At 61.9% G+C, this 16,519-nt stretch carries 12 protein-coding genes; 5 read left to right on the top strand and 7 right to left on the bottom strand.

Annotated features, from left to right (window positions below):
- The 4 genes from AC3WJW_RS16580 to AC3WJW_RS16565 are packed head-to-tail and all read right to left on the bottom strand — an operon-like array spanning position 1 to position 7,734.
- Positions 1–4,560, bottom strand: a complete 4,560-nt coding sequence (locus AC3WJW_RS16580; RefSeq protein ID WP_493726708.1) for an alpha-2-macroglobulin family protein — start codon at positions 4,558–4,560, stop codon at positions 1–3.
- Complete coding sequence (locus tag AC3WJW_RS16575) at positions 4,557–5,195, bottom strand: DUF1175 domain-containing protein (RefSeq protein WP_493726707.1); 639 nt, start codon at positions 5,193–5,195, stop codon at positions 4,557–4,559. The genes AC3WJW_RS16580 and AC3WJW_RS16575 overlap by 4 nt, the downstream gene beginning before the upstream one ends.
- The gene (locus AC3WJW_RS16570; RefSeq protein ID WP_493726706.1) at positions 5,192–6,904 is read right to left on the bottom strand and encodes a DUF2138 domain-containing protein; all 1,713 of its coding nucleotides are present in this window, start codon (positions 6,902–6,904) and stop codon (positions 5,192–5,194) included. Before AC3WJW_RS16570 ends, AC3WJW_RS16575 begins: the two co-directional genes overlap by 4 nt.
- Positions 6,905–6,942: 38 nt before the next feature.
- The gene (locus tag AC3WJW_RS16565) at positions 6,943–7,734 is read right to left on the bottom strand and encodes a YfaP family protein (protein WP_493726705.1); all 792 of its coding nucleotides are present in this window, start codon (positions 7,732–7,734) and stop codon (positions 6,943–6,945) included.
- Between the two features lie 278 nt (positions 7,735–8,012).
- On the opposite strand from AC3WJW_RS16565, the gene AC3WJW_RS16560 reads away from it, so the two are divergent.
- The 5 genes from AC3WJW_RS16560 to AC3WJW_RS16540 all read left to right on the top strand — a co-directional run bounded on the left by AC3WJW_RS16560 (position 8,013) and on the right by AC3WJW_RS16540 (position 14,475).
- Positions 8,013–9,158: a Fic family protein gene (locus tag AC3WJW_RS16560; protein WP_493726704.1), complete on the top strand. Its 1,146-nt coding sequence runs from the start codon at positions 8,013–8,015 to the stop codon at positions 9,156–9,158.
- A 166-nt stretch (positions 9,159–9,324) separates the two neighbouring features.
- Positions 9,325–9,567: an exodeoxyribonuclease VII small subunit gene (locus AC3WJW_RS16555; protein WP_007970180.1), complete on the top strand. Its 243-nt coding sequence runs from the start codon at positions 9,325–9,327 to the stop codon at positions 9,565–9,567.
- Complete coding sequence (gene ispA, locus AC3WJW_RS16550; protein WP_007970179.1) at positions 9,564–10,451, top strand: (2E,6E)-farnesyl diphosphate synthase; 888 nt, start codon at positions 9,564–9,566, stop codon at positions 10,449–10,451. Before AC3WJW_RS16555 ends, ispA begins: the two co-directional genes overlap by 4 nt.
- Before the next feature lie 91 nt (positions 10,452–10,542).
- Positions 10,543–12,441, top strand: coding sequence for a 1-deoxy-D-xylulose-5-phosphate synthase (dxs, locus tag AC3WJW_RS16545; protein ID WP_493726703.1), 1,899 nt, complete (start codon positions 10,543–10,545; stop codon positions 12,439–12,441).
- Between the two features lie 147 nt (positions 12,442–12,588).
- Positions 12,589–14,475: a TonB-dependent receptor domain-containing protein gene (locus AC3WJW_RS16540; protein ID WP_493726702.1), complete on the top strand. Its 1,887-nt coding sequence runs from the start codon at positions 12,589–12,591 to the stop codon at positions 14,473–14,475.
- Positions 14,476–14,598: 123 nt separating this feature from the next.
- On the opposite strand, the gene AC3WJW_RS16535 is transcribed toward AC3WJW_RS16540, so the two are convergent.
- The 3 genes from AC3WJW_RS16535 to ribA are packed head-to-tail and all read right to left on the bottom strand — an operon-like array spanning position 14,599 to position 16,432.
- Positions 14,599–15,399 (bottom strand): cobalamin-binding protein, encoded by an 801-nt coding sequence (locus AC3WJW_RS16535; RefSeq protein WP_493726701.1) that lies wholly within the window; start codon positions 15,397–15,399, stop codon positions 14,599–14,601.
- Positions 15,399–15,818 carry an MFS transporter gene (locus AC3WJW_RS16530; RefSeq protein WP_102702040.1) on the bottom strand — a complete coding sequence of 140 codons (420 nt, stop codon included), beginning with the start codon at positions 15,816–15,818 and terminating at the stop codon, positions 15,399–15,401. Before AC3WJW_RS16530 ends, AC3WJW_RS16535 begins: the two co-directional genes overlap by 1 nt.
- Positions 15,815–16,432 carry a GTP cyclohydrolase II gene (gene ribA, locus AC3WJW_RS16525; RefSeq protein ID WP_007970170.1) on the bottom strand — a complete coding sequence of 206 codons (618 nt, stop codon included), beginning with the start codon at positions 16,430–16,432 and terminating at the stop codon, positions 15,815–15,817. The genes AC3WJW_RS16530 and ribA overlap by 4 nt, the downstream gene beginning before the upstream one ends.
- Positions 16,433–16,519 lie beyond the last annotated feature (87 nt).

The following is a 16,519-nucleotide window of genomic DNA, read 5'->3' as shown; positions in this document are numbered from 1 at the left end:
TCAGTGAACCGTGACCTGGCCAAGGGCTGCCTTTTGTTCCATCGCCTGATGCTGCGGCGCATACACCTGAGTGAACCGCACCGGCGGCAAGTTGAACTGCCCCTTCTGCGAGAAACGCACCAGATGCCGCAGGCGCAATTCGCCACTCAAGGCATCGATCGGAACGGCATAAGCCATTTGCCCCGGCTCGAAACGCGCCTTCTCCAGCGATGTCGGTTCGGTGCCAGCCTTGCCCATGAGCTTGATGCCCCAGGTCGTGCGCTCGACATCGGCACCCGGTGGCAGCGGCACCTCCAGCAGGCCGTAGCGCAGCGGTTTGGCGGCTTTGCTGGTGACAATTACTTCGTCGAGATAGAGGTTGTCGCTGGACAGTGGCGCGTTGCCGACCGCTTCGAGTTTGAAAGTGAAAGCCTCATCCCCCGGCACCAGCCGCGACAGGCGACGGGTGATGGTCACCGCCATCGGATCCACCACCGGCTGTTGGCTGCGGTAGCTCAATGCAGCGCGCAGCGGACGCTCCTGCACCCCGCTCAGCGTCAATACCGCCGGCACTGGCGCAGGCCCCTGCCACGTCCAATACATCTCACCAGAAACCCCGTACCGCTTCTTCCAGCCTTCACCCGGGGCCAATGCAATGGTGGGCGATGCCTGCTCGATACTGCGTTGCAGCCAGGTGAGCGCCAATGCCCGTTCCAGGGTCGATTGCTGCGGCAACAGGCGTTGCAGCAACGCCTGGGCGTGAGCCTGATCGAAGGGTTGCAGTGACAGGTTCAGCGCTTCGGCGAACGGCTGGGAACTGACCGCCAGACGTTGCTGCGCGTCGGCCAGTTGCCGATTGAACGCATCCGGCAAAACAACCTTCGCCTGCCTGGCCAGCGAGGCCGTCAGCACTCGCGCGGCAGCCAGCCCCAGGGCTGAGTCAGGATCGCTCATGACGAGACTGTCTTCACCGCCTTCCATCAGATTCGCGGCACTGCCCTCACCCGCTTTCGCCAGATCATCCATCAGGCCACTGAGCAAGGTGTTGACCGACAACTGCATCTGTTTGGCGAACGACAGGATCAGCGCCCGCTGTAGCAGCGGCGTGTTGTTCGCCTGTTTGGCGTAGACCTCCAGCACCCGCTGCCAATGCTCCGGCGGCAGGCTCAGGTCCAGCACCCGGCTGGCGTGCCAGTCGGCGTAATAGGCGTAGGCCGTGAGAAACGCGTCCGGCTCGCCGTCCATGCCCCACCAGGTGAAGCTCGCCGAAGGACCGGCCATTTGTACCAGGCGCAGGCGACTGTTTTGCATGATCAGGCGCAAGCGATCGCGGATCTGCGGATTCGCCGCCAGCGTCGGGTAGGCAATGCTCAACGGCAACAGGCGGCTGGCAGTCTGCTCGACACCACCGTAGGGGTAGCTCAACAAGTCGTCGAGGGCCGAACGGAACAACGCTTGCGGACTGTCATCCAGGCGCAGGCGAATATCGGTCGCGTCTGCCGGCAGAGTCAGCGGTGTATCGCCGCTGCTCACATCGAGACTCTGGGATTGCGTCACCCGCCAGCCTTCACCGGTCGCGCTCAGGTTCACCGCCAACGCGTCAGCGGTTTTGCCGTCCTGCACCAGCTCGGCGCTCCACTCGCCATTGAGCAGTTCAAACGCCGGCAACGGGATGTAGTTGATGCCGTTGTTCAGGGTCACAGGTACGCGCTGTTCGTTGCCGGCGTAACGGGTCACCAGTTCGGCCTTGAGCGGTTTCTCGGCCTGACTGAAGGCGAACACACCGAGGTCCGGTTTGTCGCCGGTACGGAATCGACTCGGCCCGCTCCACTTCAGGTACAGCGGTTTTTCCGAGCGTACGAATTGCTTCTTCTGTCCGACCTGACCGTCATCGGCGATGGCCCTGGCGGTGATGCGCCAGCGGGTCAGGGAGTCGGGCATCTTGAAGGTGAAACGGGTTTTGCCGTTGGCGTCGCTCAGCAATTCTGGCTGCCACGCCGCTGTGTCGACGTCCTCGCGACGCGGCCGTTCCAGCACCTTCACGCCGCGCTCACTGCGATTGGCTTTGCCCGGTGCACCGGGGCTGCCCGGCAAGGCGACGTCATAACTGATGAACGACAAACTGGCGCTGGTGCGCACGTTGTTGCGTCGCGGGTGATAGAAGAACTGGTCGATGCTCGGCGCCACTTCCGGTTGCAGGGCGTAGACCATTTCATCGACCACGCTGACCGTCAGGTGCGCCGGGATCGGCTTACCGGCAAATTGAGTCGTCAGGTCCACCGAGACGGTTTCGCCCGGCTGGTAGGTGTCTTTATCGGTGGCGATGGCCACGTCGATCTGTGGCGTCACCACTTTGATGCCGGCGTTCTGGAAACTGTACTGGCCGCCCTTGGTGTACAGCACCGAGAAGGTCAGGTTCGGCGCGAAGCCGTCCTTCACCGGGATGCGCGCGCGGTATTGGGTATCGCTGAGTTTTTCCGTCTTCAGCCAGTCACTGCCCCTGGACAGCAGCGCGGTCGCCTCGACCTTGTCCCGCTCCAGCGACAGCAAGGCATCGTTGACCGGTTCCGGGAAAGTGATCAGCGCCAGCGCTTCATCGCCCGTGATGTACTCGGGCTTGTCGAGGACGATCTCCACAGTGCCGGGTACGGCTTTGACACCTTCGCCGGTGACCGAATGGCCGGTGGCGCCGACCACCCGGCCATGATCATCCTTGAGTGTCAGGTTGTAGGTGCCAGGTCGGTCAAAGGCCAGGGTGAAACCTTTGTCGGTTGCCGCGAGTTTACCTTCGCCGGTGCTCTGGTCTTCCAGACGTACCCAGCCGTAGCTGCCCGGTGTAACGGCCTGGGCCTGCTCGCCCTCGCGGGTGTAGCTGAACGCAACCTTGTCGCCCACCGCGCTGAAGCGTCGGGGCGCGCTCAAGCGGAAGTTCGCCGCGCCACGGTCGATGAGGATTTCCTTGGTGGTCTTGACCCGATACGCCGCGCCGTCGCTGGCGAACACGGTGAGCATGTAGCGACTCGGCTTGTCGGCGGCAGGCAGGTCGAGCGTTGCGTTGCCCTTGGCGTCGGTGGTCAGTTCGGTACTGGTCAGCTCCACCGGAAATTGCCCGAGGTATTGCAGTTCGTTGTCGACCATTGACAGCTGTTGGGCGCGCAGGCTCAGGCTCAATTTCGCATTGGCCACCGGTTTGCCGTCCGGGTACAGCAGCACCAGGTTGCCCTTGACCGGCTCGCCGGTGCGGTAATCCTGCTTGGCCAGATTGAGCGAAATCTCGAAGTGCGGCTTGATGTATTCCGCGACGCGGAAGGCGCTGCTGTAGGTCTGGTCCTTGTAGGTGAAACGCAGTTCATAACCACCGGCCACGGCATTGTCCGGCAACTGGAAGCGGCCCTGGGTGCCGGCCCTGGAATCGAGCTTCAGATCGAGGGATTGCAGGGCCGTGCCGGTGGCATCGAGCACGCTCACATTGACGTCGGCAGCGCTTGGCTGCACCGAGTCCCGCGCGTTCTTGAACTCACGTCCGACGATTTTCAGCGACACCCAATCCCCCGGTCGATACAGCGGCCGGTCGGTGAAGGCATAGAGTTTGGTGTCGTAGATTTCGCTGTCGTAGTAGAAGTTCTCGGAGACGAACACTCCGCCCTCTTCGTCTTCGCCGATCACGAAGGAACGCTCGGGGCTGACGTGTTTCAGGCGCAGCAAGCCGTCGCTATCGGTGGCGCCGCTGCTCATCACACCCAGGCCGTCGGTCCACAGCACATTGACCTTCGGCACCGAGCTGCCTTCGTGTTTGCGCGCGGCCCACACCAGCAATTCGTCACCGGCAATCTTGCTCACCGCCACGGTGTTGGAGACGAACACCATGGTGGTCGCGCGGTACTTGCCGATCAGCGCTTCCACCAGATAAAGACCCGGTTTGAGAGTGCCCAGCGGGATGTACACATTGCCCGGCGCGACACTGACGAACTCGCTGGAAGATCCGGCCAGGTTCACCCCCGCCGGTGGCTGGATCGGCTTGGCCTGCCACAACGGATATCGGAACTGGCTGACCACCGGCAAACCCGGTATCAACGCGAATTGCGGCTGTGCATCGTAGGGCGTTGGCGCGGCCATCGCATTGCCCATCTTCAGTTCCGGCACTTCCTCGGTGACTTGTTTACGCGACTCGTAGGAAAACGCCCGCTGCATCACCCGGCGGGATTTGCGATACCAGTTGTCCCACAGGTACGCGAGGGTGTTGGACAGGCCTTCACCCTTGAACTGGCCATCGCTGACCACCCGATGCAGATTTTTCTGGCGCTTGAGGAAGTCCAGCGGCTTGTCGATGCGATACACCCGAATGTCCGCGCCGCCATAAGGCTCCATGCGAAACCGGCGATAGTCGCGGCCCGGCGCTTCGAGGCGCACCATCGCTGGTTCATCGCTGGCAAAACTGCTGTCCGCCAGCAGGAAAAAGCTCTCGCCGGCCACTGGCGCATAGCCGCTGGCCGGGACCGAGTCATCGGCGTTAACCACCGAGAGTGGCAGCATCCACACCAACATCAGACACAGAAAACGCAGCATGCGGGCACCGGTCATTGGGAGAGAAAATTCAGTCGATAGACGCCGATGAAGTTGGGGTTGGCTGCGTCGGGTATCCATCGGGTGTCCTTCCATGTCATGAGTTGCTGCAGGCTTGCCGAACGCATGCCGTTGTCGGTGGGTGTGGTGGTGCCGGTGTGATAGGCGATGTAGCGGCCCATCCAGATCATCAGGTGCTGGTCGTCGCCCTGATCGAAAAACATCAGGTCGCCGGGGCGTGCCTGTGACACATCGCGGCTGACCAGACGGCTGTTGAACTGGATCAATTTGATCGCGTTGACGTACGGCCCGATCTTGCCGCCGCCCTGCTGCCATTGCTGGGCGAGACCGCGCTGGGCATCGCTCAATTGCAGCTCCGGCGGCAAGTAACGATTGGACAGGCCATTGCTGCGCAGCCATTTGTCGTCATGGACTTTCAGCGCTTCATTGGCGGCAAAGCGCACCAGCCCGGCGCAGTCCTGCTGATACCAGCGCGGGCTCGGGCCCTGGCTCAGTTGCTCCTGGGCGATGCGCACGAACCAGGCACGAAACACTTGGGATTGCTGCGGGTCGAGCGACGGCGTCTCGACAGCGCGGGCACCTGCGCTCAGCAACAACGCCAGCAGGCCGAGACTGCGGATCAATGCCGTCACAGGGCTTTCCACTCCAGCGGCAGCCACTGCCAATGGCCGTCTGGTTCACTGCCTTCGGGCAAGGTCAGGGCGTATTTGCCGTAGCCACCGAGCGTGCGCAGCTTCGGAATCAGGAAGGTTTGCGCGGCGTTGTAGAACACCGGTTCCATGTCCTGGGGCAGGCTGTCGAGGGTTTCCTGCTGCATCAGTTGCGCCATGGAATCGGGGCCGAAATAGACTGGCATCAGCAAGTCCTTGGGCACCACGTCGGCCATCGGCGGGAAGCGTTTGTCGAGGGTGCCGAGGGCCTTGTCCACCAGCTTGTCGTCGAGGGAAAACAGCAACGTTGAGCCATGGCGCGCCAGGCTGACTTTCATGAACGCCTTGCCGGTGATGGCATTAGGATCTTGAGCTTCCTTGGCCGCATAAGGCCCGAAACTGGAGCTGACCTGGCGTTGCCACTGATGGCTCTGGCCTTCCTGTTTTTCCAGCACCGGGAAGGCACCGTCCTCGACATTGCTCTCGTGTGCGCCAACCATCGAGCCGAACAGGCTGCCCAGGTCCCCATCGAGTTTGCCGTCGTCGTCATCGTTGAGGCTGGCCACCAGCAGGGGCGTGTACAACCGAGAATCGGCATACCAGCACAGCCCCGCCGCGCCGGCCATGTGTTCGGTCAGTGCCTGGGCCACCTTCTCCTCGGCACCGAGCTTCACCAGCAGCGGCTTCTGTTGTTCGGCAGCCAGGGGCAACGCCACGCAAGCGCTGGCCCCCATGGGCATGGCTTGCCAGATCGGCTTGAAATCGAAATCCGGCTGGTTCTCCAGTTCATCCATGGCCAGGAAGCTGTGCCAGCCCTTGTCGTCCATGTCGAAACGCAGGCCGGCGAAGTTCGGAATGAAGCGCTGGTAACCCATGGCCAGCACGCTGGCATTCACCGACAGGCGTTGTTTCACCTGCGGCGCACGAGGCGGCAGGCCGAAGGCTTCGGGAAACAGCTTTTCACCATTGAGCAGCGCGGCAATAGCCGTGGTCGATACGCTGCCCGATTCCTCCGCTGCACCGCTTTGCGGATCGTAGAGTTTCGCCGGATTGGACAGCACCACCAGTTTGTCGCCATGAGACGCGAACAACAGCGCCTTGCTGGCGTTGTAATTGAGTTGATAGAGCGGCACGTCTTCGCTGCCGACCTTCACGTCAGCGACCTTGCTCAACTGCGAGTCGTCCAGCGCGACATTGGCCAGCGGTTCCAGCACCTTGGCCAGGCCGCCGCGATCCATCACCAGCAGGAAATCCTTGAGCCGCCCGTCCGCCCCGCGCCACAACGCTACATCGGCAGGCTGATCGAACAGTTGCTCGATCAGGGTGTCCTGCAACTTCAGGTCATGTTCGTAGATGATCCGCCGCAAACTGCCGATCAAGCCGAGACGATCAGCGTGGGTTTCGTAGTAGAAGACGAAATCTTCGGTCAGGGTTTCCTTGAGGAAGGGCACCGCGAGCAGGTCCTTGGGCAATTGGCTCAAGGAGTAGGTTTCCAGCAAACCATCCGGCCGGCCCATACCCAGTTTGTCACTGGCCAACGCAGGCGCCGGCGCCTTGGGTTTGTGCATGAGCCACCCCAACCCACCGGCCACGCCAGCGACCAGGCATATGCCGATCAGCAGCGTCGGCCAATGCAGGGAAGGTTTGGCCGCGGGTGCGCCAGCGGCCGGAGTAACAGTGCTATCACTCATGTTCACAAAACCCGATGTTCATCCGTGGAACGGGATGCTTAATAGTTGAAAGTCTTGACCAGCAGCAGGTCGCCGATTGCGCGCAGGGGCACGATAAAGGTCTCGCGTTTTTCATCGACGGTGTTTTCGTTGAGTACCAGGTTGATCTGCGAGGTGATCACCTCGTTCTGGTTGCCGGCCTCATCGAAGTTATAGCCTTCGCTGCCGAAGTTGCCCCAATAGTTCACGTAAACCAGATAGGTGCCGTGCAGCGGTGCGGTCATGGTGAACATCTCCGGGCCGGGCCCATCGACGCCATCCGGGTCGAGACCGCCGCCATTGGTCAGCGCCGAGTGCGCCCAGAAAGCGTGCTGGCCGTCGGGGGTAATGATGTGCAGATCGAGTTCGGCCTTCGGGTCGTCCCAGCCCAGCACCACACGAATCCGCGCCGGGGTGCGCAGGTTGTTGGCTTCATAGAATTGAACGCGCTTGAGCGACTGGCCTTCAACGCTACGCACTTCGACGCTGTTGGAACCGGCGCCGAACGCATAGGGCCGGGCGAAACTGCCCTGGTCGTCGGTGTACAGATTCAGGGGATTGCCGTTGACCGCCAGCGTGTGCGACCCACGCTGAGTGCCGAGGGCCTTGAGTTGGCCTTCGATCATCGTGCGATTGCGCTGCACGCCCCGGTCGATGGGCGGCGTGGGATAGGCGACTTGCGGGTTTTCCGTGCGATCCAGCAAACCGTTGTAGCGCCAGCCGCCCACCGGTTCCGACAACCCGGCATTCGGCGCGGCCAGAATCGAGGGCGCGATAGCCAGCCCGATCAGCAGCAAAAGAAATGAGCGCATGCGACGCCTCCTGCCATGCATGACGAAACCTTGCGCCTGATCCTGGGCGCGTTACAGATGGGAATACTGCGTTTCGTCTGAAAGACCCGTGACTGCCAGGTCGTATAGGGCTCGAAGGTTAGCCATTCGGGTGTTTTTTAACAATCGGATGGCTCCGAAATTGCGGCGGGAATCACGATAACGGGTGGACGGTGAGCCGAATACGCGCCATATTCGGCTCATTATGTGAGCCGAATAACCGATCCAATCGGCTCACCCCCACTTAGAGCAACAAGTTCATGACACCTCGATGGATATGGCAGCAGCCTGATTGGCCAGAGTTCACCTGGAATGCCGAACGCTTGGCGCCCTTGTTACGCGAGTGCGTTCAAGCACAAGGTCGGCTAATGGGCATGGCCAGTTCCGTGGGCAGTTCGCTGAGCGCACAAAGTGAGCTGGATGCGTTATTGCAAAACATCGTCACCTCATCGGCCATTGAAGGTGAACAACTGAACGTCGGCTCCGTTCGTTCGTCACTGGCTCGACGCCTGGGTCTGGATCTGGTTGATGGCGATAGAGTCAGCCAACGCAGTGAAGGTCTTGCGCAATTGATGCTTGATGCGACTCAGCATTTTGCCGAGCCGCTGACACTGGACCGCTTGCTGCACTGGCATGGATGGTTGTTTCCGGAGCAGGACGGCGACCTCGGCGCCCGGGCGATACGTGTCGGTACATTGCAAGGCGATGAACCGATGCAGGTCGTCTCCGGTCGTCTCGACAAGCCGACCGTACACTTCGAAGCGCCGCCTCGACCGGGCCTTGAGCGTCAACTCGAAGTCTTCCTCGACTGGTTTGAGAGCGGCCGAAACCAGGCCGGACTCGACCCATTGCTGCGTGCTGGCATCGCACACTTCTGGTTTGTCACACTCCACCCTTTTGACGACGGCAATGGTCGCCTGACACGCACCATTACCGATCTGGCATTGGCACAGGGCGAGGCTCAGGCGATTCGTTTTTACGCAATGTCGGCAAGCATTCTTGAGGACCGCTCCGGTTACTACCGGGTATTGGAAACGAGTCAAAAAGCTACGACCGATGTCACTTATTGGCTGGAGTGGTTCCTGCAAACGCTTCTGCTCAGCCTGCAACAAGCCATGACACGGATCGACAGTGTGCTAGGCAAGGCGCGATTCTGGCAGGCGCACCAAACATCCGGGTTGTCGGCCGAGCAAACCAGGGTACTGAATCGCTTGCTCGATGGTGGCGAAAGAGGCTTCGAGCAGGGCATCAGTGCGGCTCAATACCAGGCCGTCGCCAAAGTATCCAAAGCGACCGCAACCCGTCATCTGGCCGAACTGCTGGATAAGGGTTGTCTGCAACGCCTGCCCGGTGGCGGGCGCAGCACCCGCTACCGAATCCACTATCCTGATAACCCGGTACTGTAGGAGCTGCCGAAGGCTGCGATCTTTTGATCCTGCTTCAACAAAACAAAATCAAAAGATCGCAGCCTTCGGCAGCTCCTACAGGGGGTGTGCGTCGTCTGTGAGTTTGCCCATAAACCCCCTATCTGCTAGTGTCGCGCCGGTTTAACGTCAACCGGAAATCGCCGCCATGGCCCGCAAAAAAGCTGCACTGGATTTCGAACAGTCCCTCGCCGACCTGCAAACGCTGGTGGAGCGTCTGGAGAATGGCGAATTGTCGCTGGAGGACTCGCTGGCCGCTTTCGAGCAAGGCATCGGTCTGACCCGCGATTGCCAGGCGGCGCTGGCCCAGGCCGAGCAAAAGGTTCAGGTACTGCTCGAGCGTGATGGCGAGTTGGCCGAGGAACCCTTCGACGCGGATCAGCCAGAATGATTGCAGCGTACTCGGCCACCAGCCAGGCCCGCGTCAATGCGGCTCTGGAAACCCTGTTCACGGCACCAGGCCCCGAGTTGGCGCGGCTGTACGAAGCCATGCGCTACAGCGTGATGAACGGCGGCAAACGCGTGCGTCCCCTGCTGGCCTACGCCGCGTGTGAAGCATTGGGCGGCAAGCCTGAGCAAGCCAACGGTGCCGCCTGTGCGGTGGAGCTGATCCACGCCTATTCACTGGTGCATGACGATTTGCCGGCCATGGACGATGACGATCTGCGTCGCGGCCAGCCCACCACCCACAAGAAATTCGATGAAGCCTGCGCGATCCTCGCCGGCGACGGCTTGCAGAGCCTGGCCTTCAGCGCCCTGCTCGACCCGCGCCTGAGCACGTCGGAGGCCGAAATCCGCCTGCAAATGGTCAGCGCCCTGGCACTGGCAGCGGGCCCGGCGGGCATGGTCGGAGGTCAGGCCATCGACCTCGGTTCGGTCGGCCTGAAGCTTGACCAGAAAGCCCTGGAATACATGCACCGGCACAAGACCGGCGCGCTGATCGAAGTCAGCGTCAAACTCGGCGCCCTGGCCAGCGGCCGTGCCGAGAAAGACGAACTCAAGTCCCTGCAGACCTATGCACAGGCCATCGGCCTGGCATTCCAGGTCCAGGACGACATTCTCGACGTCGAAAGCGATACCGCCACCCTCGGCAAACGCCAGGGCGCCGACATTGCCCGGGACAAGCCGACCTACCCGGCCCTGCTCGGCCTCGACGCCGCCAAGGCCTATGCCCTTGAGCTGCGCGACCAGGCCCTGCACGCCCTGCGACCGTTTGACGCGGCGGCCGAGCCGTTGCGGGATCTGGCCCGGTATATCGTCGATCGCCGCAGTTGAAGGCGAATCCGCCAAAAAAGACCAACGCGTGGGCAGGGGACGATGCATCAGGTAAACTGCCGCATCTTTTATACCTATAACGATTCGCCTGATGCCCACGACGTTTCATGAGATTCCCCGCAAGCGCCCGACCACGCCCCTGCTCGACCGCGCGAACACGCCGGACGGCCTGCGCCGGTTAGGCGAAGCCGAGCTGGAAACCCTGGCCGATGAGTTGCGCCTGGAATTGCTCTACACGGTCGGCCAGACCGGTGGGCATTTCGGTGCAGGCCTGGGCGTGATCGAGCTGACCATCGCGCTGCATTACGTCTTCGACACCCCGGACGACCGGCTGGTGTGGGACGTGGGTCATCAGGCTTATCCGCACAAGATCCTCACCGGTCGTCGCGAACGCATGGGCACCCTGCGCCAGAAGGACGGCGTCGCGGCCTTCCCGCGCCGCTCCGAGAGCGAGTACGACACCTTTGGCGTCGGCCACTCCAGCACCTCGATCAGCGCCGCGCTGGGCATGGCGATTGCCGCCCGCCTGCAGAACAGCGAGCGCAAGGCGATCGCGGTGATCGGCGACGGCGCGTTGACCGCGGGCATGGCGTTCGAAGCGCTGAACCACGCGCCGGAAGTGGACGCCAACATGCTGGTGATCCTCAACGACAACGACATGTCGATCTCGCGCAACGTCGGTGGCTTGTCGAACTATCTGGCGAAGATCCTTTCCAGCCGCACCTACGCGAGCATGCGCGAAGGCAGCAAGAAAGTGCTGTCGCGCCTGCCCGGTGCCTGGGAAATCGCCCGTCGCACCGAAGAATACGCCAAAGGCATGCTGGTTCCCGGCACGCTGTTCGAAGAGCTGGGCTGGAACTACATCGGCCCGATCGATGGCCACGACCTGCCGACCCTGATCGCCACCCTGCGCAACATGCGCGACCTGAAAGGTCCGCAGTTCCTGCACGTCGTCACCAAGAAGGGTAAAGGTTTCGCCCCGGCGGAAGTCGACCCGATCGGTTACCACGCCATCACCAAACTCGAACCGCTGGACGCCCCCGCCGCCGCGCCGAAAAAGGCCAGCGGGCCGAAATATTCCGGTGTGTTCGGCGAATGGTTGTGCGACATGGCAGCGGCCGATCCGCGCCTGGTCGGGATTACCCCGGCGATGAAGGAAGGCTCGGACCTGGTCGCATTCAGCGAACGTTTCCCGCTGCGCTACTTCGACGTGGCCATTGCCGAGCAGCACGCCGTCACCCTCGCGGCCGGCATGGCCTGCGAAGGCGCCAAGCCCGTGGTCGCCATCTATTCGACTTTCCTGCAACGTGGTTACGACCAGCTTGTCCACGATGTGGCGGTGCAGAACCTCGACGTACTGTTCGCCATCGACCGTGCAGGTCTGGTGGGCGAAGACGGTCCAACCCACGCCGGCAGCTTCGATTTGTCGTTTCTGCGCTGCATCCCCGGCATGCTGGTGATGACCCCGAGCGACGAAAACGAGCTGCGCAAGATGCTCACCACCGGTCACCTGTACGAAGGCCCGGCGGCTGTGCGTTATCCACGCGGTAACGGCCCGAACGCGACCATCGAGAAAGACCTCGAGCCGATCGAGATCGGCAAAGGCGTCGTCCGCCGCCAGGGCAGCAAAGTCGCCCTGCTGGTGTTCGGCGTGCAACTGGCCGAAGCCCTGAAAGTCGCCGAGACGCTGGATGCGACCGTGGTCGACATGCGTTTCGTCAAGCCGCTGGATGAAGCGCTGGTGCGCGAAATCGCCGGCAGTCACGAGCTGCTGGTCACTGTCGAAGAAAACGCGATCATGGGCGGCGCCGGTGGCGCGGTCAGCGAATTCCTCGCCCGGGAAAACATCCTCAAGTCGATGCTGCACCTGGGCTTGCCGGACATCTACGTCGAGCACGCCAAGCCTGCACAAATGCTGGCCGAGTGCGGGCTGGATGAAGCCGGGATCGAGGCTTCGATCCGCGAGCGCCTGCAACTGCTCGACCTGTAAACATCCCCCTGTGTAGGAGCTGCCGAAGGCTGCGATCTTTTGATCTTGCCCTTCGGTGGCTCCAGGCATGAAAAATCAAGATCAAAAGATCGCAGCCTTCGGCAGCTCCTACGGGGGCATGCGTTGTCTGTGAAAGCCCGGATTCCGATGAAACTCTCTCCCCTCGCCCTGACGCTGACCCTGCTGCCGGCTGGTCAACTGCTGGCCGACACCTTCGAACGCGATCAAGCGCTGAAGCTGCCCGACGTGCTGATCAGCGCCAACCGAGAGGTCGAAGCGCGCAACGACAGCAGCGCCGCCAACACCGTGTTCACCCGCGACGACATCGATCGCCTGCAACCCGATAGCATCACTGACCTGCTGCGCCGTGTACCGGGTGTGCAAGTCTCGCAGGCCGGCGGGCGCGGCAGTGTGCCGGGGGTTTACATTCGCGGCACGCAATCAGCCCAGAGCCTGGTGCTGGTGGACGGCCAGCGCATCGGCAGCTCGACCTCCGGCGACAGCAACCTGCAACACATCAACATCGAACAGGTTGAACGCGTGGAAGTGCTGCGCGGCTCCCGTTCGGTGATTTATGGCAGCGATGCGATTGGCGGGGTGGTCCAGATCTTCACCCGCCGGGGCGGCGAGCAGGGCCTGCAACCGCGCCTGCACACGGCGTTTGGCAGCAACCAGACCTGGGAGCACAGCCTTGGCCTGTCCGGTGGCGATGAGCGCACCCGCTTCAACCTCGGTGCCAGCCTCGATGAAAGCGCCGGGATCAATCGCACCCACGAGTCTTACCCCAGCGACGGCGACCATGATGAGTACCGAAACCAGTCGTTCAGCCTGAGCGTTAGCCACGCACTCAGCGATGACATCGAGATCGGCGCCAACGCGCTGGATAATCGCGGCAAAAGCGAGTTCGACAACCCGTTCGGGCGCTTCGACATGAATACGTTCGAGTCGGTCCAACAGCAGCCCGATAACGAATTCGATGTGAGCAGTGTCAGCAGTTACATCGACGCGCGCATCAATGACCTGTGGAAAACCCGCATCGAGTTCGGCCACAGCGAAAACCGCGAGAAGACCCTCGACAAACTCAGTGACGAACGCAGCGTGTTCAACACCTACCGGGATTCGGTGAACTGGCAGAACGACCTGACGCTCGACGAGCGCAACAGTCTGCTGCTCGGAGGTGACTGGTATGAAGACCGGATCAACAGCAGCACCGCGTTCGATGAAGACAGTCGCTGGAACCGTGCGGCGTACATCCAGCATCGCTATCGGGCCGACCGTTTCTCCACGGAGCTGGGTTTGCGTCACGACGACAACCAGCAATTTGGCAGCCAGAACACCTGGAGCGGTACCTTCACCCTGCCGCTGAACCCGGACAACGAAGTGCTGTTCACCTACAGCGAAGGCTTCCGCGCACCGACGTTCAACGATCTGTACTACCCCGACTTCAGCAACCCGGACCTCAAGCCTGAAACCTCGAAAAGCTATGAGCTGCAATGGCGCAGCCAATTGACCGAGAGCAGTCGCCTGGAAACGTCGCTGTATCGCACCGACCTTGAAGACGCGATCATCTTCGGCAGCAACTCACGCCCCGAGAACGTCGCCTCGGCGCGGATCAACGGCTTCGAAGCGACGCTGAAGCAGGAACTGTTCGACTGGCAAAGCAATCTCGGCGTGGCGATCATCGACCCGCGCGACCGCGACACGGGTCATACCCTGGCCCGCCGCGCGCGCCGCACTTTGAGTTGGGATCTGGACCGACAGTTCGATCGCCTGGGCCTCGGCGCCAGTTGGCAAGCGGTCAGCAGCAGCTATGACGACCTGAACAATCAACAGCCCCTCGGCGGTTATGCCTTGCTCGGGCTGCGCAGCAGTTGGGAGCTCAATCGTGAAGTCAGGCTGGAGCTGAAGGTCGACAACCTGCTGGACAAGGGTTACAGCCGGGCGTTGTACAGCTACCAGGGCAGCCAGTACGGGTATCGCGAAGAAGGTCGGGCGTGGATGTTTGGCGTGACCTGGACCCCCGACATCCGCTGAGATCACCTGTAGGAGCTGCCGAAGGCTGCGATCTTTTGATCTTGTCTTTAAAAAGAAAAATCAAAAGATCGCAGCCTTCGGCAGCTCCTACAGGCGTGGCCAGAGTATCAGTGACGGTACATTTCAGCGGTCGGGTGCGATCAATTGGCACAGTTTGGCAGTCGCCTCGATCATCTGCCCGCTCGGTCGCTCCAGGCCCTTGTCCGTCACCAGACGCAATTGCCCCTGCGCTACCGCCGCCACCTGCGGCCAGGCTTTCCACGCGTCGAGCTGCGCCTGATCGCTGGCCAGAATCACCTCGGGATTACGCTGCAACACGGCTTCCACGCTGACTTGCGGTGCCGGCAGCTTCAGGTCGGCGAACACGTTTTTGGCTCCGCAGACCTCCAGCGCATCGCTGATGATCTGCTCGCCGCCAACCGTATACAGTGGCCGATCCCAGACCTGATAGAACACCCGCAACGGCTGATCCCGTCGATAGCGTTGACGCAGTGCATCCAACCGCTGGCGCAAGTCGCTGGCCAGTGAAACGCCGCGTTGAGGCCGATCGAGCCGAGCGGCAATGGCCTCGATTTGCGCGGCGAGCTGCTCCAGGCTGTGGGGTTCGGCGACGTAGGTGGGAATGTTCAGGCGCTTGAGCTGGTCCCGCTGGGCCGGACCGACGCTACCGGGCCATAGCAGCAACAGATCGGGCTGCAGGCTGAGCAGCCGCTCCATGTCCAACTGGCCATAGCGGCCAACGGAGGGCAGGTTCTTGAGCTCCACCGGTCGCTCACCGGCATCCAGCACACCGACCAGGAGGTCGGCAGAACCCAGTTCAACGACGATTTCAGACAGCGACGGTGCAAGGCTGACGACCCGCTCGACCGCGATGGCCGAGCCGCTGGCGGCCAGCAGCAAAACCGCCAGCCAGAGCGCGCGCATCAACCGAGCTGACGCGGAATACGGTAGAGGTAGAACAGCACGGCGGTCGACAGCGCCAGCAGCATCAGCGGCACCGCTTCGAGGCCGACGAACACCGCCAGGGCACCGATCCACGCCGGCAGGCCGGCGGCAAGGAACGCCGTACGGCGCTTCGCCGCCAGGTTGATCCACGCGCCAGGTTCTTCAGGGGTATCGAGGGCTTTCTGGGTGGCGATCAGCGCGTGTTTGTAGGCGCCGAAAAACTTCAGGCTGACAAACATCGAGGCGACACCGGCGATGAACAACGGCATCGCCAGCACCGGCAGGATGGCTTCGCTCTGGCCGAATACCGCGTTGATCACGAACAGCGGCAACAGGGCCAATGCCAGGTATTGCCACCAGTTGACGGACAGTCGCCGCCGAACCTGACCGCGGGTCACGCCCGGTCTACCTCGCCCTGATGTTCATTGCCCATCATGTGGTCGAGCTTGCTGGCCTTGGTCGCCAGGTAGAGTCGGTTATGCGGGTTGTGGCCAGTGTGCAACGGCACGCGCTCGGCGACCGCGATCCCCATGTCGGTCAAGGCTTTGACCTTGCGCGGGTTGTTGGTCATCAGGCGCAACGACTTCACGCCCAGGTGCTCCAGCATCGGCAGGCACATGGCGTAGTCACGCTGGTCGGCGGCAAAGCCCAGACGCTCGTTGGCTTCCACGGTATCGGCGCCACCGTCCTGCAGCTCATAGGCGCGGATCTTGTTCAGCAGGCCAATGCCACGACCTTCCTGGCGCAAGTACAGCAACACGCCACGACCTTCACGGGCGATGGCCTGCAAAGCGGCCTCCAGTTGCGAGCCGCAGTCGCAACGCTGGCTGAACAGGGCATCGCCAGTCAGGCATTCGGAGTGCAACCGGCCGAGTACCGGGGCACCGTCGTCGAACTCACCCAGGCTCAGCACAACGTGCTCGCGGCCAGTGCCCTCATCGAGAAAGCCATGCATGGTGAATTGCGCAAAAGGCGTTGGCAGCTTGGAAGCGGCGACAAAAACGACAGGCACCGGTGTGCTCCTGATCTAAAAGTTCTGAAGATTCGCAGAGCCGGCATTGTAACAGCAGGTTCCGAGCGACGCTTAGGCTGAATTATC

This window comes from Pseudomonas sp. GW821-FHT07G06, from assembly GCF_058986625.1.
The sequence above is the reverse complement of the archived record's forward strand: the minus strand, read 5'-3'. Positions and strand labels throughout refer to the sequence as shown.

What these genes read in the sequence shown, in the direction of transcription:
- AC3WJW_RS16580 (WP_493726708.1), bottom strand. Translation starts at nt 4,560, where the DNA reads ATGACCGGTGCCCGCATGCTGCGTTTTCTGTGTCTGATGTTGGTGTGG.
- AC3WJW_RS16570 (WP_493726706.1), bottom strand. Translation starts at nt 6,904, where the DNA reads ATGAGTGATAGCACTGTTACTCCGGCCGCTGGCGCACCCGCGGCCAAA.
- AC3WJW_RS16565 (WP_493726705.1), bottom strand. Translation starts at nt 7,734, where the DNA reads ATGCGCTCATTTCTTTTGCTGCTGATCGGGCTGGCTATCGCGCCCTCG.
- AC3WJW_RS16560 (WP_493726704.1), top strand. Translation starts at nt 8,013, where the DNA reads ATGACACCTCGATGGATATGGCAGCAGCCTGATTGGCCAGAGTTCACC.
- AC3WJW_RS16555 (WP_007970180.1), top strand. Translation starts at nt 9,325, where the DNA reads ATGGCCCGCAAAAAAGCTGCACTGGATTTCGAACAGTCCCTCGCCGAC.
- ispA (WP_007970179.1), top strand. Translation starts at nt 9,564, where the DNA reads ATGATTGCAGCGTACTCGGCCACCAGCCAGGCCCGCGTCAATGCGGCT.
- dxs (WP_493726703.1), top strand. Translation starts at nt 10,543, where the DNA reads ATGCCCACGACGTTTCATGAGATTCCCCGCAAGCGCCCGACCACGCCC.
- AC3WJW_RS16540 (WP_493726702.1), top strand. Translation starts at nt 12,589, where the DNA reads ATGAAACTCTCTCCCCTCGCCCTGACGCTGACCCTGCTGCCGGCTGGT.
- AC3WJW_RS16535 (WP_493726701.1), bottom strand. Translation starts at nt 15,399, where the DNA reads ATGCGCGCGCTCTGGCTGGCGGTTTTGCTGCTGGCCGCCAGCGGCTCG.